Raw genomic sequence first — 21,962 nt, 5'->3', positions numbered from 1 at the left:
CCGCGGCCCGCCGGTTAGCCCCACGGGGCGGCCGGCGGGCCGCGCTGTTCCGAGGTCATTCGGCGTGGTGGCCGAGCCTCATGTGGAAGGCGTTCTCGTCGTGACCGTTCAGGGTGACCGCGCTCGCGACGGGCGGATAGCCCGAGGCCGTGACGGTGTACTGGCCGCCGGTCAGGTCGGTGAAGGTGTACTGCCCGTCGGGGCCGGTGATCGTGAAGTCGACGATGTTCCCCGCGGCGTCCAGCAGGGTGACCCGGGCGTCGGCGAGCGGTCCCCGGCCGTCGACCTGCACGACCCCGCTGATCCGGGCCGCGGGCGGCAACTCGACGTCCTGGCGGGTCTGCCTGTTGCGCACCTCGACCGGGATCGCGACCGGACGGTGCCTGGCGACGCTCACCGCGAGCGTGTACGTGCCCGCCGCCACCTGCGGGAGGGCGTAGCCGCCCGCGGCATCCGTCATGCCGGTCGCGACGACCTCTCCGGTCAGGTCCGTCACGACGACCCGCGCGTCCCGTACCGGCTCACCGTCCAGGTCATGGGCGGTGCCGACGAGGCCACCGGATCCGGTGAGCGTCAGATCGAAGTCGACCGGCCCGTCACCCACCACAAGGGTGTCGGCCTGCGGGGCGTGCTCCCCCGCGCCAGAGATCAGCACGTACGTGCCGCGTCCCGGGGCCGGCAGTCCGTAGCGGCCGTCAGGCCGCGTCGTGGTGCGGCCGACCTGATGACCCTGGACGTCGATCAGTGTGAGCGCCGTGCCGGCGGCGGGGGCCCCGTCGGCGCGGCGGACGGAACCGCGGATCAACGGTCCGCCGTCCTCGGCCGCCGGCAGGTACGCGGCCGGGGCCGGGGCCTGGGGCTGCTCGCCTCGCGAGGCGTGGCGGCCGCCCGCGGCGGCGGCGGCGGCCGGGGCCGGGGCCGGGGCGGGAGCGGGAGCGGGAGCACTGCCTCGCAGGGGCACCTCGCGGATGAACCACGCGACCACGAACCCGGCGAGGGCGAGCACGGCGCCGCCCATGACCACGCCGTGCAGGCCGCCCGTGACACCGAGCTTGAACGCGTCGCGCACCGGCGCCGGCAGCGTGTGCAGCGCGGACGGGGGGACGTGGATGCCGCCCGAGGTCAGCGCGTGGCCCGCCTTCGCGCCAAGGCGGTCGACCAGTGAGTCGTTCAGCCGGCTGGTGTAGATGGACCCGAGCAGTGCGACGCCGAGCGAGCCGCCGATCGTACGGAACAGGGTGACCGAACCACTGGCCGCCCCCATGTCCCGCATCTCCACGCTGTTCTGCGTGACGAGCATGGTGTTCTGCATGATGAAGCCCATGCCGAGGCCGGCCACGAGGGTGAGCGCCGAGCTCATCGCGGTGCTGGTGTCGACCTTGAGCATGAGGAGGAGGAGCATGCCGGCGGTCAGCACGGCGCCGCCGATGATCGGGTAGATGCGGTACCGGCCGTTACGGGTGATGAGCTGCCCGGTCGTCAGCATGACCGCCAGCATCCCGAACATCAGCGGCAGCAGGAGCAGCCCGCTCGCCGTCGCCGACGCGCCCTGGACGTACTGCATGTACTGCGGCAGGAAGCTCACGGCCCCGAACATCGCGGCGCCGACCATGAAGCTCAGGATCTGCGCGAAGGTGAAGTTGCGCTCGCGGAACAGCCGCGGCGGCAGGATGGGTTCCGCCACGCGGTTCTCGGCGAACACGAACGCGACGAGCGCCACGACGCTCACGACCGCGAGCACGATGATCTGCGCCGAGGCCCACGGGTACTCCGAACCACCCCAGCTCGCCACCAGCGTGAGCGCCACGATGCCCACGGTCAGCAGGAACGCCCCGAGGAAGTCGATCTTGGCTCTGACGTGCGTGGTGTGCAGGCGCATGCCCAGCCCGGTCACGAGCAGGGCGAGCGCGCCGAGCGGGAGGTTGACGTAGAAGGCCCAGCGCCAGCTCAGGTTGTCGGTGAGGAAGCCGCCGAGCAGCGGCCCGCCGACGAACGCCAGCGGCATCATGCCGCCGATCATCGCCTGGAAGCGGCCGCGTTCACGCGGCGGCACCAGGTCGCCGATGATCGCCATCGCCCCGACCATCAGCCCGCCGGCGCCCAGTCCCTGGATGGCCCGGAACCCGATCAGCTGGTCCATGTTCTGGGACAGGCCCGCGAGCACCGAGCCGATCAGGAAGATGACGATCGCGGACATGAACATGCCCTTGCGGCCGTACAGATCGCCGAGCTTTCCCCAGATCGGCGTCGCGGCCGCCGTCGCGAGCGCGTAGGCGGTCACCACCCACGACAGGTGGGCGATCCCGCCGAGATCCCCCACGATCGTCGGCAGCGCGGTGCCCACGATCAGGTTGTCGAGCATGGCCAGGAACATGCCGAGCATCAGCCCGATCATGGCGATGTAGATCGACCGCGTGCTTCTCACGGGCGCCGTTTCCGGCGGCGCGGTATCCACGGCGTTCGTGACCGACAACGTTCAACCCCCAACTCGACGCCCGGCCCGCTTACTTGTCGACCGGCTAGTAATACTCCATGACGTACGGTAAGCTACCAACTAGCCGGGCGTCAAGTAAGTCAAGTGCCGAGAGGACAGCGATGGGCGAGCGACGAAGCGACACGCGCGAGAAGATCCAGGCGGTCGCGCTCGAGCTGTTCGCCGAGCACGGCTACGAGAAGACCTCGCTGCGCGAGATCGCCGAGCGGCTGGACGTGACCAAGGCGGCGCTGTACTACCACTTCAATACGAAAGAGGACATCGCCGTCAGCCTCTTCGACAAGCTCCTCGCGGACATGGACGAGATCATCGCCTGGCTCCGCGAGCAGCCGGGCACGCTGGAGACCCGGCAGGGGCTGATCCAGCGGTACGCCCGCCTCGCCGGCCAGTGGCCGCCGGGCATGAGGCGGCTGATCCAGGACAGCAAGTCGACCATGCGCGAACTGGCCGTGGGCGAAAAGCTGCACGCACGTCTCCGGACGATGACCCGCCTGCTGACCAGCCCGGACGCCCCGGCGATCGTCCAGCTCAAGACGGCGATGGCCCTGGTGGCGGTCAACGCCGCGACGACCATGCTGCAGGACACCGACACCACGCCCGAGGAACGCAACGTCGCCGGCGTCATGCTCGCGCTGGAACTCGTCGCGGACGAGACGCCCGGCGCGTCCAGCGTCACGGCCGAGGACCTGGTCGGAAGCTCCTGAGCGCCGGTGTCACCGCCGGCGATCGGCGCGGTGCCCGGTCACGGAGCCCTGTGGCCGGCCCGAGGGCCGCTCAGACGCGGCTCGCGGCGGTGGCTCAGCGCAGCTCCTGGATGCGGATCAGGTTGCCCGCGGGATCGCGGAAGGCGCAGTCGCGAACCCCGTACGGCTGCTCGGTCGGCTCCTGGACGACCTCGGCCCCGCCGGCCTGCACCTTCTCGAAGGTGTCGTTCAGGTCGGCGGTGGCCAGCAGGATCCAGCCGTAGGTGCCCTTGGCCATCATCTCGGCGATGGTACGGCGCTCGTCGTCGGTGACCCCGGGGTCGGCGGCCGGCGGCGCCAGGAGGATCGACGTGCCGGGCTGGCCGGCGGGGCCGACCGTGATCCAGCGCATCTTGCCGTTTCCGACGTCACTGCGGACCTCGAAGCCGAGGGTGTCGCGGTAGAAGGCCAGGGCGGCGTCCGGGTCGTCGTGCGGGAGAGAGCTCGCGTGGATGGTGATGTCCATGGCATTCAGGCTAGTTGCGGCTCCGTGACCTGTGCTTCTCGATTCCTGACCGGCCGTGTCACCTGCTTGGCCACACACGAGGGAATCCCGGCCGCGGCGGCCGTCGCCTGGCGCCGGTAGGCACCGGGCGGCATGCCGACCAGCTCGGTGAAGCGCGTGCTGAAGGTGCCCAGTGACGAGCAGCCGACCGTGAAACAGACCTCGGTGACGCTGAGGTCGCCCCGGCGCAGCAGCGCCATCGCGCGCTCGATCCGCCGCGTCATCAGATAGGAGTACGGCGACTCGCCGTACGCGAGCCGGAACCGGCGGCTGAGGTGCCCGGCCGACATGTGCGCGCCACGGGCGAGCGCCTCGACGTCCAAGGGCTGGGCGTACTCCCGGTCGATCCGGTCCCGGACACGGCGCAACCACGCGAGATCACTCAGACGCTGCGCCTCGATGAGTGCGCGCGTCCACGAGGGGTGACACATCGAGAGCTCCTTTGACCGATGGCCGTGGTGCGGCAGTGCCGCGTGACCCGGCTCAGAGCGACGCGGTCTCCCACGCGAACCCGTCAGGGTCGGTGAAGGACCCGGCATCGCCGCCGATCGTGAGCCGGTGCGATCCGGTGCCCTCGGCAGGGACGCCGGCGTCCTTGGCAAGGGCACGGCGCCCGTAGAGCGCCAGACTGACGGGACTCGACGCGGTGTCGAACTCGACGTACTTGCGGGGAATGCTTTTTGCCACGGCGAGGCCGCGGTCGACGTAGAACCGCTTACTCGCGGCCATGTCGTCGACTCCCAGCAGGAGCACGATCTTGTCGATCTGCCGGGTGGCCGGGCCGGTGTCCTTCTTCTCCGAGGTCGCGATCTTCCAGATCGCCCCGTCCGGGGCTCGTACGACGCCGCCGTAGCCCCAGAACGACTTGGCGGCCGGTTTCAGCGTCGACGCGCCGGCGTCGAGGGCGGCGCCGACGAGGGCGTCGACGGTGCCCGGCTGGGAGACCGTGAGCGACAGCGTGAACCCGCGGAAGCCGTCCGTCGGTGCCTCAGAGGCCCGCAGGCGTACCTGAGTGTCCAGCCCGAAGGCGTCGGTGTAGAAGCCGTTGACGGCGGTGGGGTCGGCCACCTCAAGGGTGACGGATTCGATGGGAGCCATGCCGATCAAGCTAGTTCCGGCTCCGTGACGCGCGCTTCTCGATTCCTGACCGGTCAGGTGCGCGGGGGCGCGGTGGAGTCGCGCACGACCAGGGAGACGGGGAGCAGCAGCGAACGCGGGTGGCGCTGTGGCTCCTCGATGCAGTCGAGCAGCATGCGCGCGGCCTCGGCGCCGAGCTCGTGATGGGGCACGCCCAGGGTCGTCAGAGGCGGGCGGAGCTTGTCGAGGAAGGGCATGTCGTTGAAGCCGACCACGCTGATGTCCTCAGGGCACGAGATGCCGCGTTCGGCGAACACGTCGTAGCAGCCCAGCGCGATCAGGTCGTTGCCGGCGACGACGGCCGTGCAGCCGCTCCCCCGGTCGAGCAGCTCGCGCATCGCGCCTGCGCCGTCGCCCTCGCTCCAGTGCGCGCACTCGACGATGAGGGCCGGGTCCTCCGCGGCCCCGTAGTCGCGTACGGCATGCCGGAACGCCCGCGACCGGTCGAGGCCCGTCGAGGTGATCTGCGGGCCCGCGATGTGGGCGATCCGCGTGTGGCCGAGGTCGACCAGGTGTTTCACCGCCAGCGCGATGCCGGTGGCGTCGTCGCCGACGACGAAGGGCATCTGCAGGTTCTCGATCCGGCGATTGATGAGGACGATCTTGACGTCCTGCTCCTGTAGCTGCCGCAGGAGAGGGTGTTCGAGCCGTGCGGTGGCGACGATGAGGCCCTCGACCTGCCGCGACCGGAGCGATTCGATCAGTGCTCGCTCGCGGTCCGGGTCGTTGTCGGTGTTGACGATGAGGGCGCTGTAGCCGGCCGCCTCGAGGACGTTCTCGATCCCGCGGACGATCGGCGGGAACAGCGGGTTCGTCAGGTCGGGGAGGACGAGGCCCACGGTGGCCGACTTGGAGGTCTTGAGGCTCCGCGCGATGGGATTCGGCTGGTAGCCCAGCGTCTCGGCGGCCCGCACCACGCGGCGTACCGTCTCGGCGTTGACCAGCTGCCGTGCCTTGGGGTTGAGCGCACGTGACGCGGTCGCGGTGTGCACCCCGGCGGCCTGGGCGACGTCGCGTAGCGTGACCGGTTGTGCCCCCGCCTGCTGGATTCCGGCAGGCCGCTTGGGTTTCATGGGCCGGGGCCTCCTTCCGGTCCGATCCATCGCGCCCGCCCGAGGGTCGCGAACAGCCCGAGTATGACCGCCAGCATCGTGGCCCAGCCGAAGATTAGAGCGTATCGGTGCGCCTCCGCGAATCCTCCGGCGATCTTGGCGGACACGGCGCTGCCGAGGAACAGCGCGCCGGCGAACGCCGACACCACCGTGGCGCGTACGCCGGGCAGGACCTCCGTGGCCCACGTCTGCAGCGATGAGTGCATCGAGACCCAGGCCAGGCCGAGGAGCCCAGCGGCAACCAGTGCCACGACGGGGGCGCGCGCCACCGTGAGCAGGGCGCAGCCGGCCGCGGCCGCGCAGGCGCCGAGCGCGATGAGCCGTGCGGCGCGCGTACGGCGCGCCATCGCCCCCACCAGGCGGGCGAACCCGAGCACGGCGAGGCCGTACACCGCGGTGACGGTCCCGGCGACCGACGCGCTGGCCCCGGTCGCCTCGACGGCGGCGGGCAGCAGGGTCAGCACGCCGAGCAGCACCATCCCTTCGAGGAAGGCCAGTGCCAGCACCACGCGGGTCGGCCCGGAACGGACGACGGCCATCAGCGGCATGAGCACCCCGGCGTTCTCACGCGTCATCGGCGGCCGCGTGAGGCGCCCGAGGGTGACGATGAGGACGAGGGCGAAGAGCCCGGTCAGGACGAACACCAGGCGCCAGCTGGTGAACTCCGCCAGCGTGCCCGCGCCCACCGAGGCCAGCCCGGTGCCCAGCGCGACCCCGGCCATGAGCCGGGTCACCTCCGGCTGCCGCCGGTCGGACGGCACCGTGTCGCCGATGTAGATGAGGCTCGCGGGAATCGCCGCGCTGAAGCACGCCCCGGCGAGTCCCCGCGCGATGCCGAGCGTGAGCGCGGTCCCGCTGAACGCCGCCGCGATCGTGCTCACCGCGGCGAGCGCCAGTGCCACCCGCATCGTCTTCACCAGGCCGACGCGGTCCGAGACCATTCCCCACACCGGCTGCATCAGCCCGTACGCCAGGAAGTAGACACCCGCCGCGTTGATGATCGACGACAGCGGCACGTCGAAGTCGTGGGCCATCGCGATCAGCATGGGCGGCATCGCGAAGCGATCCAGCGTGCTGACGAAGGCGACCACCTGCAGCTGTCGCGGCACCCGCGAGGAGTCCGGGGTCATCGCCCGGCGGCCGGGTACGGGTGCGGGTCGACCAGGCCACGTGAAGGGTCGAGCGCGGTCGCGAGCACGTCGGCCCCGTCGACCAGCGCCGGCAGGTACCTTCGCCGCAGGCCGAGGACGGTCTCCATCGCCCGCGGGTCGACGATCCCGTCGGCGACGAGGCCCTCCGCCGGATCCTTCAGGCGTTGGAGATACCTCGACGCGAGGGCGGGCGGAAGCCTCAGCGCCGCGGACGCCTCCTCCACGACCAGGTCATCGGCGTTGCCGGCCACCACCTCACCGGCGGCCTCGCGCAGGGCGCCGGCGAGTGCGCCGACGTCCGCCCGCCGGTGGTCGCCGACCGTGCTCAGGACCGTGCCGAGGTAGGGATGACACACGTCGGTGAGCCCGGCGAGCCGCACCGCGCCGGCGTCTTCGGCCCGCAGCTCGTTGCCGGCGTTCAGCATCGTCGCGTCGCAGTCGCCGGCCAGCAGCGCCTCGAGCCGCCGGGGCGTGGAGCCCAGCGCGGCGACCTGGTAGTCGCCGCGGTCCAGGCCGAGGGACTCCAGCAGTGCGTAGAGTCCGAAGGCGAACCCGGAGCCGGGCACGTCGACCCCGATGTTCGCGTCTGTCAGGTCGGCCGCGGTGAGCCCCGGCCGCGCGTAGACGCCCAGCCCGAGGCCACGGTCCACGGCCGCCACGATCGTGACGTCGGCGGTCTCGCCCAGCGGGTTGTCCGGCACGAAGCGGTAGGCGATCACGTTGTCGGGGCTGGTGAGCGTCGCGTCGAGGTCGCCGTCGAGCAGCGCTCTGCACTGCGCGGGAGAGGAGGGAACGGGCTCCTCGAGCACGTTCAGGCCTCGCTCGTCGAGCAGGCCGAGGCGCCGGGCCACGCGAAGCAGCACGGACGGGCTGAAGGCGCCGACCACGAGTTCCCGGGTCACGATCCGCGGCTCTCCCTCCTGATGCCCAGCGTCGATCTCACCGCGGTGCCGGCCGCACTCGTTTGCACAACGAAGCCGAACCCAGGTCGGAGAGCTCTTGACAGTCAAGAGGATTGAACCGCATGCTGCTGGCCATCGCAATCGTTTGCGGTGTTAATTCCAGGCGTCACAAAGCTCACAGAGGAGGGCTCATGACCGCCTCATCTCCCTGGCAACCCAAGATCCGTGGCGGATCCGCGCTCGCGGGTATGCGTCGACGGGGTCGAAGCCGGAGGACCGTGGCCGGGGTCGTCGTGGCGGCCATGGCGCTGACGGCGTGCGGCCAGCGGCCCTCTCAGTCGTCCGGTGGTGATACCAAGAAGCCGATCGTCGTCGGCGCCTCCCTCCCCCTGACCGGTGACTTCGCCCAGCCGGGCAACGAGGCCAAGCGCGGCTACGAGATCTGGCGCGACATGGTCAACGCCAAGGGCGGCATCCTGGGCCGTCAGGTCCAGCTCAAGATCACTGACGACGCCAGCAGCCAGGACACCGTGGTCTCGGACTACACGAAGCTGATCACGCAGAACAAGGTCGACCTGCTGCTCGGCACCTTCTCCTCGCTGCTGAACTACGCCGCCTCGGCGGTCGCCGAGAAGAACGGCATGGTCTTCGTCGAGCCGGCCGGCGGCGCGACCAACATGTTCACGCGCAACTTCAAGTACCTCTTCTTCGCCCAGCAGGCGAGCGCGCCGCACCAGGCCGACGTCTTCGTCGACTGGGTCAAGTCGCTGCCTCCGGCCTCGCGCCCGAAGACGGCGGCCTACCCGACCCAGGACGACCCGTTCGCCAAGCCCGTGATCCAGACCATGCAGAAGGAGCTGGAGGCCCTCGGCGTCAAGACGGTCTACAGCTCGGTCTACCCCGCCGACACGACGAACTTCCAGACCATCGCCAGCACGCTCGCCGGCAAGAAGCCCGACCTGATCGCCCAGGGTGCGGTGTTCGAGGACGGCGTCGGGCTGGTCCGCGCGCTCAAGCAGCTGAACTACTCGCCGAAGGCCCTCTTCCAGACCTCCGCGCCCAGCAACGCCGGCCAGTACAGCAAGGGCATCGGCGAGGCCAACACCGAGGGCGTCTTCTACACGGTCAGCTGGGACGAGGACGCGACGACCCCGGTCAACGCGGACTTCGTCGCCGCCTACAAGAAGGCCTACAACGCCGACCCCGCCGAGGACGCCGCCGACGGCTTCGCCGCGGCGCAGGTGCTCCAGGCCGCCGCGGAGAAGGTCGGCTCCGTCGACCAGGACAAGATCCGGGACTGGCTGCACGCCCACACGGTGCAGACGATCCTGGGGCCGCTGAGCTGGAAGCCGACCGGTGAGCCGAACGGCAAGTTCCTGCTCGCGCAGTGGCAGTCCGGCAAGGTCGAGGTCGTCGGCCCGCCGGACCTGGCGACCACGAAGAACATCGTCAACCCCAAGCCGGGGTGGAAGTAGACCGCCGACGCGTGAAGCGTCTCAGGGCCCGTCCGGCGGATGTGTCATCCGCCGGACGGCCCGCCCGGACACGGCGTGGAGCCCACGAGGAGTTCCCGAGATGACACAACTGGTACAGGCCATCGCGCTGGGCTTGCTGATAGGCGGGGTCTACGCGCTGATGGCCTCCGGCCTGACCCTGATCTTCGGGGTCATGAGGATCATCAACATCGCGCAGGGCGCGTTCCTGATCCTGGTGGCCATGCTGACCTGGTGGCTGTGGCACGAGACCGGGATCGACCCGATCCTCGCCTCGGTGATCACCGCACCGCTCATGTTCGGCTTCGGCTGGGTGGTCCACCGCCTCCTGATCTCGCGCGTCAGCGGTGAGTCCTCCTCGATGTCGATCCTGCTGACCTTCGGCTTCGCGATGGTCATCGAGGGCGTCCTGGACATCACCGCCGGCAACAGGTTCAGGTCGGCCACCCCCTCCTACTTCGACGAGTCCTTCCGGATCGGGTCGATCTCGCTGCCGAAGGCGCAGGTGTTCGGCTTCCTCGCCGCGGTGGTCGTCCTCGGCGCCCTGTACTACGTGCTGACCCGCACGTGGACCGGGCGGGCGATCCGCGCCGCGACGCAGAACCCGTCCGGCGCCGCCCTGGTGGGGGTCGGCGCCGCCGGCACGGCCGCCCTGGCGTTCGCGCTCGGCAGCGCCACGACGGGCGTCGGCGGATCCATCCTGTCGGTGCTCTATCCGTTCTTCCCCGCCTCCCACTACGACTGGATCTCGCGGCTGCTCGGCATCGTGGTGCTGGGCGGGATGGGCAGCCTGCCCGGCGCCCTGGTGGGCGCGGGCATCCTCGGCCTGGCCGAGACGCTGACCGCGACGTACGGGTCGCTGAGCTGGTCGACTCTGGTCTTCTACGTCGTCATCATGGTCGTGCTGCTGATCCGCCCCCAGGGCCTGTTCGGCGCCAAGCTCCGTGAGGACGCCGCATGAGGCGCCTGCGCGCACTTCCTCGTTCGCATCTGGTCGCCGGCGTCTGCCTGCTCGCGCTGGTGCTCTATCCGGTCGTCAACCCGTGGAAGCCCTACCCCCAGGGTGTCCTGCTGCTGGGCTTCCTCCTCGCCATCCAGGCGTCGAGCTGGAACATCATCTCCGGGTACGGCGGCTACACCTCACTCGGCCACGGCATGTTCCTGGGCCTCGGGTCCTACACTGCCGGCATCCTGGCGCTGCGGTGGGGCGTCAACCCGCTGTGGGTCGCCCCGCTCGGCGGGGTGACCGCCCTGGTCATCGCGGTCCTGATCGGCTCTGTCGTGCTGCGGACCCGTGGCCACGCGTTCGTGATCATCACCATCGCGATGCTGCTGGCCGCGCAGATCCTCGCGTCCAACTTCAAGAGCCTCACCCAGGGGTCGGACGGCATCACCCTGGCGCTGCCCTTCTGGGGCCGCGACTTCCAGAACATCCCCTTCTACTACGTGTTCCTGGGCCTGCTGGTGCTGACGGTCCTGTTCAGCGCGTGGCTGAGGCGTACCAAATTCGGTGCGGGGTTGGTCGCGATCCGCGAGGACGAGGGCAAGGCGGCCTCGATCGGCGTCAACACGACCCGCTTCAAGATCGTGGCGTACGCCGCGAGCGCGTTCATGATCGGTACGGCCGGCGGCGTCTACGCCTACTACCTGACGTTCATCAACCCGGTCGGGTCGTTCGCCATCCTCGGCAGCGTCACCATCGTGCTCGCCACCCTGACCGGCGGACGCGGCACGCTGTACGGCCCGGTCATCGGCGCGTTCATCGTCAACCTGGTCAGCGAGGAGTCCACGGTCTACGGCGGCGGCACCCAGTCACGCGTGCTCATCTTCGGGGTCGCGCTGATGCTCGTCGTGCTGTTCCTGCCACGTGGCCTCCTGCCGACCGCCGAGGCGTGGTGGCGCAAGCGGCATCCCGTGGAGGTGGAGTACACCGACCAGGCCGGCGCGCTGAGCGGCGGGCCGATGAAGACGTACGAGCGTGCCCTCGCCGCGACCCCCGGAACAGGTGACGGGGACACGCCGCTGCTGGAGGTGCGCGGAGTCTCCAAGAGGTTCGGCGGCCTGACGGCCGTCGACGGCGCCGACCTGGTCGTACGCCCCGGCACGATCACGGCGCTGATCGGCCCGAACGGGTCGGGTAAGACGACGCTCTTCAACCTGATCACGGGTGGGATGAGCGCGGACTCGGGTGAGATCTGGTTCGACGGCAGGCGTATCGACGCGATGAGGCCCTGGAGCAGAGGGCATCTCGGGCTCGGGCGCACCTACCAGGTCACCCGGCTGTTCAAGGAGATGACGGTCCAGCAGAACGTCGTCGCGCCGCTGCCCGACTCACGGTGGCGGACGATGTTCTCCGATGCCGTGCACGGCCACGAGGCGGATCGGGCACGGGACCTGCTGGACATCGTCGGCCTCGGCCGCATGGCGGACCAGCCCGCGGGAGCGCTGTCCTACGGACAGCAGAAGCTGGTCGAGCTCGCGCAGGTGATGATGCTCCAGCCCCGCCTGATCCTGCTGGACGAGCCGGCCGGCGGCGTGAACCCCAGCCTGCTCGGACGGCTCACCGAGGTCATCCGCGAGCTGAACCGCGGCGGTGTGACGTTCCTCATCGTGGAGCACAACATCCCGCTGGTCCTCGAGCTGTGCGATCCCGTGGTGGTCTTCTCCCGCGGAGCGCCGATCGCCGAGGGACCGCCCGCCCTGATCCAGCAGGACCCGATCGTGCTCGACGCCTACCTCGGCGACGACTGGCGGCCGGCGGCCGAACCCGCCGCCCAGAGCTCACCGGGCTCCCGGGGGGCGGCAACAGGAGAGGTGGTGCAGTGACGTGCTGTCGCTGAAGGCGGTCTTCGCCGGCTACGGCGGGGGAAACGTCCTCCAGAGCGTCGACCTGGAGTGCGCGGAACAGACCATCACCTGCATCGTCGGCCCGAACGGCGCCGGCAAGTCGACCGTCCTGCGCGTCATCAGCGGGCTGCTCAGGCCCAGCGCCGGTGAGATCACCATGGACGGGCAGGCGATCGGCGACCAGGCGCCCGACGAGATCCTGCGCCGGGGCATCACCCAGGTCCCGCAGTCCCACGCCCTCTTCCCTGCCATGTCGGTGCACGAGAACGTCCTGATGGGCGGCTACCTGATCCGCAAGAACCGCAGGCTGCTGCGCGACCGCCTGGAGCTGGTCAGGGAGCGCGTTCCCCTCGTCGCCGAGCGTGCGCACGACCACGCGGGGAACCTCAGCGGCGGTCAGCGGCGGATGGTCGAGATCGCACGGTGTCTCATGCTCGACCCCAAGGTGATCCTGCTGGACGAGCCGTCGCTGGGCCTGGACCCGCGCAGCCTCGCGGGCGTCGCCGACCTCATCCACTCCCTCAACCAGGAGGGCACGACGGTCCTGCTCGTCGAGCAGAACGTCCGGCTCGGCCTCGGGCTGGCCACGCACGGTGTGGTGATGGAGGGCGGCAAGGTACGGCTCACCGGCACGGCCGCCGCCATCAAGGACGACCCGGAGATCGCGGCGCTGTACCTCGGTGGCACCAGGGCGTCCCCGATCCCCCAGAACACGCCGTCGACGGGCCCGGAGACCACCAGCGTCTGAGCCGGCGGCGCCCGTATGAAGCGGTCCCGTCAACCGCCGGATTCATTGCACTCGTTTGCACAGAACGCAGGAAAGGCAGCTGATTCACCATGGACGAGCGAGTCGCCTCGGCCATCGCGCACTGGGCGCCCCGTTTCACCACGAACGGAGTGACCGTCGCCGACTTCGAGCGGATCACCGGCGGGCTCGACGACTGGGCCGACTGGTGCGGCGCCTGGTCGGCGGTCGCCTCCGAGCACGAGGCGCTCGGACGCGAGGCCCTCGCCGCCGAGCACCTCATCTCGGCCGGTCAGCACCTGTCCCGCGCCGCGGTCTACTACCACTTCGCCAAGTTCGTCTTCGTGGAGGACCTGGACCAGATGCGGGAGGCGCACGGCCATGCCGTGCGGTGCCTCACCGACGCCCTGCCGCACCTGTCCCCGCCGGGCCGGCGGATCGAGATCGGCTTCGAGGGCGCCAAGCTCATCGGCGTCCTGCGGCTGCCGGCCGGGCACGGCCCGCATCCGGCGGTCCTGCTCCTGTCCGGGCTCGACTCGGCCAAGGAGGAGCAGAAGTCCGTCGAGGAGACCTTCCTCGAACGCGGCATCGCCACCTTCACCGTGGACGGCCCGGGGCAGGGCGAGGCGGAGTACGACCTGCCCATCCGCGGGGACTGGTCCCAGCCCGGCAAGGCCCTTCTCGACGCACTGGGCGCCGAGCCGGACATCGACGAGTCCCGGCTCGCGGTGTGGGGGGTCAGCCTCGGCGGCTACTACGCACCGCGGGTCGCGGCCGCGGTCGGGGACCGGGTCAGGGCATGCGTCGCGCTGGCCGGGCCCTATGACTTCGGCGACTGCTGGGACGGCCTCCCCCTGCTCACCCGGCAGACGTTCCAGATCAGGTCGGGCGCCGGGTCCGACGAGGAGGCGCACCGCATCGCCTCGACGCTGAGCATGGACGGGTCCGCGGGCGCGATCCAGGCCCCGCTGCTCATCGTGTTCGGGCGCAAGGACCGGCTCATCCCCTGGCAGCACGCCGAAAGACTCGCGGCCGAGGCCGGCGGCGAGGTCGAGCTGCTGATGCTCGAGGACGGCAACCACGGTTGCGCGAACCTCGCGCCCCGGCACCGCCCCTACACCGCCGACTGGGTCGCCGAGAGGCTGCGCTGACAGCCCGCGGCGGCGGTGCGTGAGACGCGTCTTGACAGTGGTCAGGGCGTTCCCTACGTTGGATAACAATCGATTGCAGAGGGGCAGACCCAGATGGATATGACCACCGCAGACCCTTCCGACCTGCGGGTCGGCTGGATCGGCACCGGCCGGATGGGCGTCGCGATGGCGGAACGACTCGCCAGAGCGGGCGTGCGTCTCACCGCCTGGAACCGCACCATCGCCAAGGCAGAGCCCCTCAAGGACCACGGCGCCGACGTGTGCGGCGCGATCGCCGACCTGCGGGACCGGCACGTCGTGTTCACCATGGTCTCGGCGTCGGCCGACCTGGAGCACGTGCTGCTGGGCGACGGCGGGCTGCTCGCCGACCCCGGGCACGTCCCCGGCATCGTCGTGGACTGCTCGACCGTCTCCACGGAGACCTCGGTCGCGATGCGCGAGGCGTGCGAGGAGAGGGGCGTCAGTTTCCTCGCCGCCCCCGTCAGCGGGAACGGCAAGGTCGTGCGGGCGGGCCAGCTGAGCCTCGTGGTCTCCGGCCCGCGGCCGGCGTACGAGACGGTGGCGCACCTGCTGGAGCACATCGGCAAGTCGGCCACCTACGTGGGCGAGGGCGACACGGCCCGGCTCGTGAAGATCGCGCACAACCTCATGCTCGGCGTCGTGACGCAGACGATGGCCGAGATCACCGTGCTGGTAGAGAAGGGCGGCGTCTCACGGCACGCCTTCCTGGAGTTCCTCAACAACAGCGTCATGGGGTCGGCCTTCACCCGGTACAAGTCACCCGCCTTCGTGAACCTCGACTACTCCCCGACGTTCACGCCGCTGCTGCTGCGCAAGGACTTCGACCTCGGTCTCGCCGCCGCGCGCGGGCTCGACGTGCCCCTGCCGGTCGCGGCGCTCACCGCGCAGCTCGTACAGGCCAGCGTCGGGACCGGCCGGGTCGAGGAGGACTTCTCGATCCTGCTGGACCTGCAGGCCGCCGCGTCCGGGCTCGAGCTCAAGCCCGAGAACGTCGCGGTCGACGACGGCCTGGGCCCCGCGTCCGTGGAGGACCCGTCATGACGTCCGCGGCCCCCATGCCCGCGCCGGGGCACATGGGCGTCGACTACGAACAGCGGGTCGACTTCGGCCGGCTGCGGGAGTATCGCCTGGGCCGGGCGCGCGCGTCGCTGGAGGCCAGCGAGTGCGGCGCCTTCCTGCTCTTCGACTTCTACAACATCCGCTATGTCACCCAGACCTGGATCGGCGGGGCCCTCGGCGACAAGATGACGAGGTACGCCCTGCTCCCCCGTGGTGGCGAGCCGATGCTCTGGGACTTCGGGTCCGCGGCGCGGCACCACCGCCTCTACAGCCCGTGGCTCGACCCGGCGAACTGTCACGCCGGCATGCTCGGCATGCGCGGCGCGATCGCGCCCTCGGCCGGGCTGATGGTGGACGCGGTCCGCCAGATCAAGGCGCTCCTGGAGGAGGCCGGCGTGGCGGACGCCCCCGTGGGGGTGGACATCGTCGAGCCGCCGTTCCTGTTCGAGATGCAGCGCCAGGGCCTGACGGTGGTCGACTCCCAGCAGCTGATGCTCGACGCGCGGCAGATCAAGTCGCCCGACGAGCTCATGCTGCTCACCCAGGCCGCCGCGATGGTCGACGGCGTCTACCAGGACATCGTCGAGGCGCTGAAGCCGGGCATCCGCGAGAACGAGATCGTGGCGCTGGCGAACAAGCGGCTCTACGAGATGGGCTCGGACCAGGTCGAGGCGATCAACGCGGTGAGCGGCGAGCGGTGCAACCCGCACCCGCACAACTTCTCCGACCGGCTGATCCGCCCGGGCGACCAGGCGTTCTTCGACATCATCCACTCCTTCAACGGCTACCGGACCTGCTACTACCGCACGTTCAGCGTGGGCAGCGCGACACCGAGCCAGCGCGACGCCTACACGAAGGCGCGTGAGTGGATGGACGCGTCGATCGCCATGATCAAACCCGGGGTCGGCACCGACCAGGTGGCCGCCGTGTGGCCCGCGGCGACCGAGTTCGGGTTCGAGAACGAGATGGCGGCCTTCGGCCTGCAGTTCGGCCACGGACTGGGGCTGGGCCTGCACGAACGGCCGATCATCTCCCGCCTCAACAGCATGCGGGAACCCATCGAACTGAAAACGGGGATGGTGTTCGCGCTGGAGACGTACTGCCCGGCGAGCGACGGCTTCTCGGCGGCCCGGATCGAGGAGGAGGTCGTCGTCACCCCTGACGGCCCACGGATCCTCACGCTCTACCCCGCCCAGGACCTCGTCGTCGCCAACCCGTACTGAGCCTCGAAAGGAATTCTCCATGGCAGACGGCAGCGAGCTGCTCACCGACCTCTACATCGGCGGCAAGGCCGTACCGGCGGGCGACGGCGGCCGGTTCGACGTACAGGACCCCGCGACCGGACAGGTCATCGCGTCCGTCGCGGACGGCACCGTCGAGGACGCGATGGCGGCCGTCGACGCGGCGGAGCGTGCGGCCGGGCCGTGGGCGGCCACGGCTCCACGTGAGCGCGCCGAGATCCTCCGGGAGGCGTTCGAGCTGATGACCGAACGCAGTGAGGAGATCGCCCGGCTGATATCGCTGGAGAACGGCAAGGCGCTCGCCGACGCGCGGGGCGAGGTGGCCTACGCGGCGGAGTTCTTCCGCTGGTATTCGGAGGAGGCCGTACGCGGCGCCGGCGCGGTCACCACGGCACCGTCGGGCGCCAACCGGATCGTGGTCCTCCACCGGCCGGTCGGCATCTGCGTGCTCGTGACCCCGTGGAACTTCCCCGCCGCGATGGCGACGCGGAAGATCGGCCCGGCCCTGGCGGCGGGCTGCACGGTGATCCTGAAGCCCGCGAGCGACACACCGCTGACCGCGCTGGCGATGGCCGGGGTCCTGGCGGACGCCGGGGTGCCTCCGGGCGTGGTCAACGTGCTGCCGGCCCGGCGCTCGGGCGCGGTCGTCTCGGCGATGCTGCACGACCCGCGGGTCCGCAAGCTCTCCTTCACCGGGTCGACCGAGGTAGGCCGCGTGCTGCTCCGCGAGGCGGCGGACCAGGTGATCAACACCTCGATGGAGCTCGGCGGCAACGCGCCGTTCCTGGTGTTCGCCGACGCCGACCTCGACGCGGCGATCGAGGGCGCGATGGTGGCCAAGATGCGCAACGCCGGAGAGGCGTGCACGGCCGCCAACCGGTTCTACGTCGAGTCCTCGATCGCCGGGGAGTTCGGCCGGCGGCTCGCCGAGCGGATGGCGGCACTGACCGTCGGTCCCGGCACCGAGGAGAGCACCCAGGTCGGCCCGCTGGTCAACCAGGACGCGGTCGACAAGGTCGATGCTCTCGTGCGCGGCGCGGTCGAGCAGGGCGCCGAGGCGGTCGTCGGCGGAGGCCGCCCGGACCGGCCCGGTTACTACTACGACCCGACGGTGCTCGTGGACGTCCCCGCCGACGCGCCGATCCTGCGAGAGGAGATCTTCGGGCCGGTGGCTCCGATCGTCACCTTCGAGGACGAGGACGAGGCGATCCGGCTTGCCAACGCGACGGAGTTCGGCCTGGTCGCCTACGTCTACACCGGCGATCTGGCCCGTGGCCTGCGGGTGAGTGAGAGGTTCGAGTCCGGCATGGTCGGGCTCAACCGTGGCCTGGTCAGTGACCCCGCGGCGCCCTTCGGCGGCGTGAAGCAGAGCGGGATCGGCCGCGAGGGCGGCCACGAGGGCATGCTCGACTACCTGGAGACGCAGTACGTCGCGGTCCAGTGGTGACCTGACCCGACGGGGCGGTTCTCCGCGGAGAGCCGCCCCGGCTCAGTCCCCGGCCGACTCGATGGCGGCGACGATCGCGTCCGTGGTGAGCGGAAGATCCCGTACGCGCACGCCGACCGCAATGGTGACGGCGTTCGCGATGGCCGCGGCGGTCGGTCCCTGGGCCGCCTCACCCGCTCCGAGGGAGGGCAGGTCCGGGTTCTCGACGAGCTCCACCGCGATCTCCGGCGCCTCGCTGAAGCGCAGGATCGGGTAGGTCTCCCAGGTGTCGCTGGTGATCCTGCGCCGGTCGAAGCGGACCCGCTCCTTCAGTGTCCAGCTCGTCGCCTGGGTGGCTCCGCCCTCGATCTGGTTGCGCACCCCGTCGGGGTTGACGACCAGCCCGACGTCCACGGCGATGGTCAGGCGGCGCACACGTACGTCGTGTTCCGCCTCGACGTCCGCGATCACCGCGCAGTACGCGCCCTTGTCCTTGTAGCGGGCGAACCCGATCCCCCGCCCCGTACCCTCGGCCACCGGCGTGCCCCAGGCGGCCGCCTTCGCGGCCGTCTCCAGGACCTTCCGCCCGCGAGCGTCGCCGAGATGCGTCAGCCGGTAGGCCAGCGGGTCGATCCCGGCGGACAGGGCGAGCTCGTCCATGAAGGACTCGATCGCGAAGACGTTCATGAAGGCGCCGAGCGAGCGGACCGCCGAGGAGCGGATCGGCGTCTCCAGGACGCGGTGTGCGGTGATCCGGCGGTGCGGAAGGTCGTAGATCGGCACCGCGTTGCGTGCCGTCCCCGCCCCTGTGGCCAGGGGCGGGTCCGCGGGCGCCGGGTACCGCCAGGGCCGCGCGAGGTGGGCGCCCGCGAGCAGGCCGGGCACGCCCCGGTAACCGGGGCGGCTCGTGTGCCCCTGGCTCCACACGTCGTACGTCCACGACCGTACGGCGCCGGACTCGTCGACCGCCGCCTCCACGTCGACGGACATGGCCGACCCGAATGGTGACCAGGTGAGCTCGTCCTGCCGGCTCCACTGCACGTGCACGGGACGGCCGGGCACGCTCCGCGCGAGCAGTACGGCGTCGAACGCCGCGTCGTCGGCGGCGTTGTGCCCGTAGCAGCCGGCGCTCTCGGCGTGCTCGACCTCGATCCGGTCCTCGTCCAGCTCCAGGAGGAGCGCGATGGCCGCTCTCAGGTTGTGTATGCCCTGGCTGTGGCTCCAGACGGACAGGGTCCCGTCCTCGTTCCAGCGCGCCACGCCGCAGCTCGGCGCCATCGACGCGTGCGCGATGAACGGCCGGTTGTAGCTCGCCCGCAGGCTCGGCCCGGTGGCCGGCGGCTCGTCCGCGACCACCTCGATGTCCTCGTGCGGGCCGGTACGCAGGAAGGCGGGCAGGTCGTCCTCGTCGGGCAGCCCGTCGCGTTCGTCCCACACCGTGGCGTCCCGCAGCGCGGCGACGGCGCGCATCACCTCCGCCTCGTCCGGACCGACCACACCGGCGAACGAGCCGTCCCGCACCACGTCGACGTCCATGCCCTCCAGCCGGGCCGCGTCGAGCTCGCGCAGGCTCGCGCCCGGAGAGGGCGGCCGGAGCACTCTGCCGAAGAGCTGTCCGGGCAGGCGCAGGTCGTGGATGAACCGCGGCCGACCGGCGATCTTGTCGGGCAGGTCCAGACGGGGGGAGTTCGTGCCGACGAACACCGGCCCGTCGCCGGAGGTCGGCGGTATCCCGGGATCGGCGGGCACGTCGAGGTCGACGGCGCCGGCCAGCTCACCGTAGGAGGTGACGCGGTCGCCGGCGCGGATGCTCCCCCGCCGTACCGTGACCTCCTCGGCGCCGACGCCCCAGCGCCGCGCCGCCTCGGCGACGAACCTGGCCCGTACCTGGGCGCACGCGGCGCGTACGGACGGACCGGCGCGCGTCAGCGACAGGCTCCCGGCCGTCAGGCCCTCGTCCGGGCCGTACCTGGTGTTGGCCGCCACCATGCGGAGCCGGTCCAGGTCGATGCCGAGCTCGTCCGCCGCGAGCTGCGACAGCGCGGTGAGGATCCCCTGCCCGAGCTCCACCTTGCCGACCCGTACGTCGACGGAGCCGTCGGCGTGGACGGTCACCCAGCGGGACAGGACCGGGTTCGCGGCCAGGTCGTCAGGAAGGCGGTAGGTCTGCTGTCCGACGGTCATCCGGTCACCTCCGTCGCCGCCAGGACGGCGCGTACGGCGCGACGCTGGACGCCGCAGCGGCACAGGTTGCGGTCGAGTGCCTCGATGACGGCACGCTCGTCGGGCGCCGGGTTCTTGTCCAGCAGGTCGGCCGCGCTCACCATGATGCCGGAGATGCAGTAGCCGCACTGCGCGGCCTGTTCGTCGAGGAAGGCCTGCTGCACCCGGTGCAGCGCGTCCCCGGGCGCCAGCCCTTCGACGGTCACCACGGTCTTTCCCGCGGCGGACCAGATGGGCGTGTCGCAGGACGGGACGACCTGGCCGTCCAGCCGGACGAAGCAGGCCCCGCACAGGCCGACCCCGCAGCCGAACCGTGCGCCCTTGAGGCCGAGCTCCTCACGCAGAACGTGGAGAAGCGAGGTGTCCGGATGGGTCTCGACCCGGACCGGGCCGCCGTTGACGGTGAGCTCGAACACCTGTGTCATGCGGATGGCCCTTCGAACGCCTCGGGATGCCGGGAGAGCTCGATGCGGGTCCGCCGGATGTGCCCGCTGAGGTAGCGCTCGGCGTCGACGGCGTCGCGTCGTTCGACGGCGTCGAGGATCAGCCGGTGCTCGGCGTTGACCACCCACCGCCGGGACGGACCGGTGAGGTTCATGAACGTGCGGCGGTAGTGCTGGGTGGTGTTCCACATCCGGACGACCATCGAGGACAGCTGGTCGATGGGGCATCCGGCGTAGGTCAGCAGGTGGAACTCGCGGTCGAGCGCGAGGAACTCGGCGATGTCCGCGTCGTCCTCGATCCGCGCCTGGATCTCCTCCAGCCGGCGGAGGTCGTCCTCGCGCAGGTGCGGCAGGCTCTCGGCCAGCGCGAGAGGTTCGAGCCGCTCGCGCATCTGGTAGATCACGTCGACCTCGTGCCGGTCCAGCCGTGGCACGCGGGCGCCCTTGTGCATGTGGTGCTCGGTGAGTCCCTCGGCCTCGAGGATGCGCAGGGCCTCGCGTACCGGGAGCCGGCTGGTGCCGAAGCGCGCGGCGACGTCCTCCTGGCGGATCCGCTCCCCCGGCACGATCTCGCCGCTGAGGATCGCCTCGCGCAGGTAGCCGGCCACGCGCTGGCTCACCGCGCCGTTCTGGTCGGCGCCGTGTTGGTCGGCACTGGCCGTCTGCTTCGTCTGTCCTGGCATGAGTGAATCTCTACCGGATCGAGGTCTGCCGGTCGAAGGCCTTGCCGTTCGGGTAGGACACGAGTTCGAACTGCATGCCCCACGGGGCGAGGAAGTACACCCAGCGCTGTCCCTCGCTCGGCCCGCTGCTCGCCGTCGGGTCCCCCATGACCGTGACGTCCCGGCTCTTCAGGTAGGCGACCGCGGCGTCCATGTCCTCGACGTACAGCGCGACGTGGTGGCCGCCGACGTCGCTGTTCCTCGGCATCTCGGTCCTCTGGTCCGGTGCGGAGTAGTGGAAGACCTCGAAGACGGCCTGCCCGCCACAGCGGAAGAAGTGCAGCTCGCGCATTACCGCGCGCGGGTCGACGCCGAGGTGCTCGGACATCCAGTCGCTGTCGTCGTGCCGGTACGGGCCCAGCGTGTACATGTACTCACAGCCGAGCACGTCGACCAGGAAATCCCTGGCCTCCTCCAGGTCGGGCACCGTGATGCCGATGTGGTCCACACGAGTCAGTCCGGGAAGCCCGCTCATTCGCGTCCTCTTCAGCTCACTAGCATCATTGGATCCAATACATCGTACATCGGACCCATCTATGGCGGATAT

Annotated in this window: 20 protein-coding genes; 9 read left to right on the top strand and 11 right to left on the bottom strand. The window is 70.6% G+C overall.

The window, feature by feature from the left end; genetic code table 11:
* Positions 1–55: 55 nt before the first annotated feature.
* Entirely contained in the window at positions 56–2,425 is a 2,370-nt protein-coding gene (locus tag FB559_RS33435; RefSeq protein ID WP_141960929.1) for an MFS transporter, read from the bottom strand.
* A gap of 170 nt (positions 2,426–2,595) precedes the next feature.
* Here FB559_RS33435 and FB559_RS33430 point away from each other — a divergent pair, with 170 nt between their 5' ends.
* The gene (locus FB559_RS33430; protein WP_141960928.1) at positions 2,596–3,198 is read left to right on the top strand and encodes a TetR/AcrR family transcriptional regulator; all 603 of its coding nucleotides are present in this window, start codon (positions 2,596–2,598) and stop codon (positions 3,196–3,198) included.
* Between the two features lie 94 nt (positions 3,199–3,292).
* Here the strand turns inward: FB559_RS33430 and FB559_RS33425 are convergent, their stop codons facing one another.
* Genes FB559_RS33425 through FB559_RS33400 form a run of 6 tightly spaced genes read right to left on the bottom strand, consistent with a single transcriptional unit; the run spans position 3,293 to position 8,044 of the window.
* The gene (locus FB559_RS33425; protein WP_141960927.1) at positions 3,293–3,703 is read right to left on the bottom strand and encodes a VOC family protein; all 411 of its coding nucleotides are present in this window, start codon (positions 3,701–3,703) and stop codon (positions 3,293–3,295) included.
* 5 nt (positions 3,704–3,708) lie between these two features.
* The gene (locus FB559_RS33420) at positions 3,709–4,173 is read right to left on the bottom strand and encodes a helix-turn-helix transcriptional regulator (RefSeq protein ID WP_141960926.1); all 465 of its coding nucleotides are present in this window, start codon (positions 4,171–4,173) and stop codon (positions 3,709–3,711) included.
* A 52-nt stretch (positions 4,174–4,225) separates the two neighbouring features.
* Positions 4,226–4,840 carry a VOC family protein gene (locus FB559_RS33415; protein WP_141960925.1) on the bottom strand — a complete coding sequence of 205 codons (615 nt, stop codon included), beginning with the start codon at positions 4,838–4,840 and terminating at the stop codon, positions 4,226–4,228.
* A gap of 53 nt (positions 4,841–4,893) precedes the next feature.
* Positions 4,894–5,952: a LacI family DNA-binding transcriptional regulator gene (locus tag FB559_RS33410; protein WP_141960924.1), complete on the bottom strand. Its 1,059-nt coding sequence runs from the start codon at positions 5,950–5,952 to the stop codon at positions 4,894–4,896.
* Positions 5,949–7,100: an MFS transporter gene (locus FB559_RS33405; RefSeq protein WP_221640307.1), complete on the bottom strand. Its 1,152-nt coding sequence runs from the start codon at positions 7,098–7,100 to the stop codon at positions 5,949–5,951. Before FB559_RS33405 ends, FB559_RS33410 begins: the two co-directional genes overlap by 4 nt.
* A gap of 17 nt (positions 7,101–7,117) precedes the next feature.
* Entirely contained in the window at positions 7,118–8,044 is a 927-nt protein-coding gene (locus FB559_RS33400) for an ABC transporter substrate-binding protein (protein WP_141960922.1), read from the bottom strand.
* Between the two features lie 278 nt (positions 8,045–8,322).
* Here FB559_RS33400 and FB559_RS33395 point away from each other — a divergent pair, with 278 nt between their 5' ends.
* From FB559_RS33395 to FB559_RS33360, 8 genes are all read left to right on the top strand, one after another.
* The gene (locus FB559_RS33395; protein WP_221640306.1) at positions 8,323–9,519 is read left to right on the top strand and encodes an amino acid ABC transporter substrate-binding protein; all 1,197 of its coding nucleotides are present in this window, start codon (positions 8,323–8,325) and stop codon (positions 9,517–9,519) included.
* Between the two features lie 100 nt (positions 9,520–9,619).
* Positions 9,620–10,498, top strand: a complete 879-nt coding sequence (locus FB559_RS33390; protein WP_141960921.1) for a branched-chain amino acid ABC transporter permease — start codon at positions 9,620–9,622, stop codon at positions 10,496–10,498.
* Positions 10,495–12,363 carry a branched-chain amino acid ABC transporter ATP-binding protein/permease gene (locus FB559_RS33385; RefSeq protein ID WP_221640305.1) on the top strand — a complete coding sequence of 623 codons (1,869 nt, stop codon included), beginning with the start codon at positions 10,495–10,497 and terminating at the stop codon, positions 12,361–12,363. Before FB559_RS33390 ends, FB559_RS33385 begins: the two co-directional genes overlap by 4 nt.
* Position 12,364: 1 nt before the next feature.
* A complete protein-coding gene (locus FB559_RS33380; protein WP_141960920.1) occupies positions 12,365–13,132 on the top strand; it encodes an ABC transporter ATP-binding protein in 768 nt (255 codons plus the stop codon).
* Between the two features lie 89 nt (positions 13,133–13,221).
* Complete coding sequence (locus FB559_RS33375; protein WP_141960919.1) at positions 13,222–14,280, top strand: alpha/beta hydrolase family protein; 1,059 nt, start codon at positions 13,222–13,224, stop codon at positions 14,278–14,280.
* A gap of 72 nt (positions 14,281–14,352) precedes the next feature.
* Entirely contained in the window at positions 14,353–15,342 is a 990-nt protein-coding gene (locus FB559_RS33370; RefSeq protein WP_342781033.1) for an NAD(P)-dependent oxidoreductase, read from the top strand.
* Positions 15,339–16,583: a M24 family metallopeptidase gene (locus FB559_RS33365; protein WP_141960917.1), complete on the top strand. Its 1,245-nt coding sequence runs from the start codon at positions 15,339–15,341 to the stop codon at positions 16,581–16,583. The genes FB559_RS33370 and FB559_RS33365 overlap by 4 nt, the downstream gene beginning before the upstream one ends.
* A 19-nt stretch (positions 16,584–16,602) precedes the next feature.
* The gene (locus FB559_RS33360) at positions 16,603–18,048 is read left to right on the top strand and encodes an NAD-dependent succinate-semialdehyde dehydrogenase (protein ID WP_141960916.1); all 1,446 of its coding nucleotides are present in this window, start codon (positions 16,603–16,605) and stop codon (positions 18,046–18,048) included.
* A gap of 42 nt (positions 18,049–18,090) precedes the next feature.
* Here the strand turns inward: FB559_RS33360 and FB559_RS33355 are convergent, their stop codons facing one another.
* From FB559_RS33355 to FB559_RS33340, 4 genes are read right to left on the bottom strand one after another with little or no spacing between them, the layout of a single operon-like run.
* Positions 18,091–20,211 carry a xanthine dehydrogenase family protein molybdopterin-binding subunit gene (locus FB559_RS33355; protein WP_141960915.1) on the bottom strand — a complete coding sequence of 707 codons (2,121 nt, stop codon included), beginning with the start codon at positions 20,209–20,211 and terminating at the stop codon, positions 18,091–18,093.
* Entirely contained in the window at positions 20,208–20,675 is a 468-nt protein-coding gene (locus FB559_RS33350; protein WP_141960914.1) for a (2Fe-2S)-binding protein, read from the bottom strand. Before FB559_RS33350 ends, FB559_RS33355 begins: the two co-directional genes overlap by 4 nt.
* Positions 20,672–21,376 carry a GntR family transcriptional regulator gene (locus FB559_RS33345; RefSeq protein ID WP_141960913.1) on the bottom strand — a complete coding sequence of 235 codons (705 nt, stop codon included), beginning with the start codon at positions 21,374–21,376 and terminating at the stop codon, positions 20,672–20,674. The genes FB559_RS33350 and FB559_RS33345 overlap by 4 nt, the downstream gene beginning before the upstream one ends.
* A gap of 10 nt (positions 21,377–21,386) precedes the next feature.
* The gene (locus FB559_RS33340; RefSeq protein WP_141960912.1) at positions 21,387–21,890 is read right to left on the bottom strand and encodes a VOC family protein; all 504 of its coding nucleotides are present in this window, start codon (positions 21,888–21,890) and stop codon (positions 21,387–21,389) included.
* Between the last annotated feature and the right edge of the window lie 72 nt (positions 21,891–21,962).

The organism is Actinoallomurus bryophytorum (assembly GCF_006716425.1).
Taxonomy (GTDB): Bacteria; Actinomycetota; Actinomycetes; order Streptosporangiales; family Streptosporangiaceae; genus Actinoallomurus; species Actinoallomurus bryophytorum.
The sequence above is the reverse complement of the archived record's forward strand: the minus strand, read 5'-3'. Positions and strand labels throughout refer to the sequence as shown.

Excerpts from the sequence above, each read along its gene's own strand:
- FB559_RS33385 (WP_221640305.1), top strand. The coding sequence starts at position 10,495 with ATGAGGCGCCTGCGCGCACTTCCTCGTTCGCATCTGGTCGCCGGCGTC.
- FB559_RS33390 (WP_141960921.1), top strand. The coding sequence starts at position 9,620 with ATGACACAACTGGTACAGGCCATCGCGCTGGGCTTGCTGATAGGCGGG.
- FB559_RS33340 (WP_141960912.1), bottom strand. The coding sequence starts at position 21,890 with ATGAGCGGGCTTCCCGGACTGACTCGTGTGGACCACATCGGCATCACG.
- FB559_RS33345 (WP_141960913.1), bottom strand. The coding sequence starts at position 21,376 with ATGCCAGGACAGACGAAGCAGACGGCCAGTGCCGACCAACACGGCGCC.
- FB559_RS33365 (WP_141960917.1), top strand. The coding sequence starts at position 15,339 with ATGACGTCCGCGGCCCCCATGCCCGCGCCGGGGCACATGGGCGTCGAC.
- FB559_RS33415 (WP_141960925.1), bottom strand. The coding sequence starts at position 4,840 with ATGGCTCCCATCGAATCCGTCACCCTTGAGGTGGCCGACCCCACCGCC.
- FB559_RS33410 (WP_141960924.1), bottom strand. The coding sequence starts at position 5,952 with ATGAAACCCAAGCGGCCTGCCGGAATCCAGCAGGCGGGGGCACAACCG.
- FB559_RS33355 (WP_141960915.1), bottom strand. The coding sequence starts at position 20,211 with ATGACCGTCGGACAGCAGACCTACCGCCTTCCTGACGACCTGGCCGCG.
- FB559_RS33350 (WP_141960914.1), bottom strand. The coding sequence starts at position 20,675 with ATGACACAGGTGTTCGAGCTCACCGTCAACGGCGGCCCGGTCCGGGTC.
- FB559_RS33430 (WP_141960928.1), top strand. The coding sequence starts at position 2,596 with ATGGGCGAGCGACGAAGCGACACGCGCGAGAAGATCCAGGCGGTCGCG.
- FB559_RS33360 (WP_141960916.1), top strand. The coding sequence starts at position 16,603 with ATGGCAGACGGCAGCGAGCTGCTCACCGACCTCTACATCGGCGGCAAG.
- FB559_RS33375 (WP_141960919.1), top strand. The coding sequence starts at position 13,222 with ATGGACGAGCGAGTCGCCTCGGCCATCGCGCACTGGGCGCCCCGTTTC.
- FB559_RS33420 (WP_141960926.1), bottom strand. The coding sequence starts at position 4,173 with ATGTGTCACCCCTCGTGGACGCGCGCACTCATCGAGGCGCAGCGTCTG.
- FB559_RS33425 (WP_141960927.1), bottom strand. The coding sequence starts at position 3,703 with ATGGACATCACCATCCACGCGAGCTCTCTCCCGCACGACGACCCGGAC.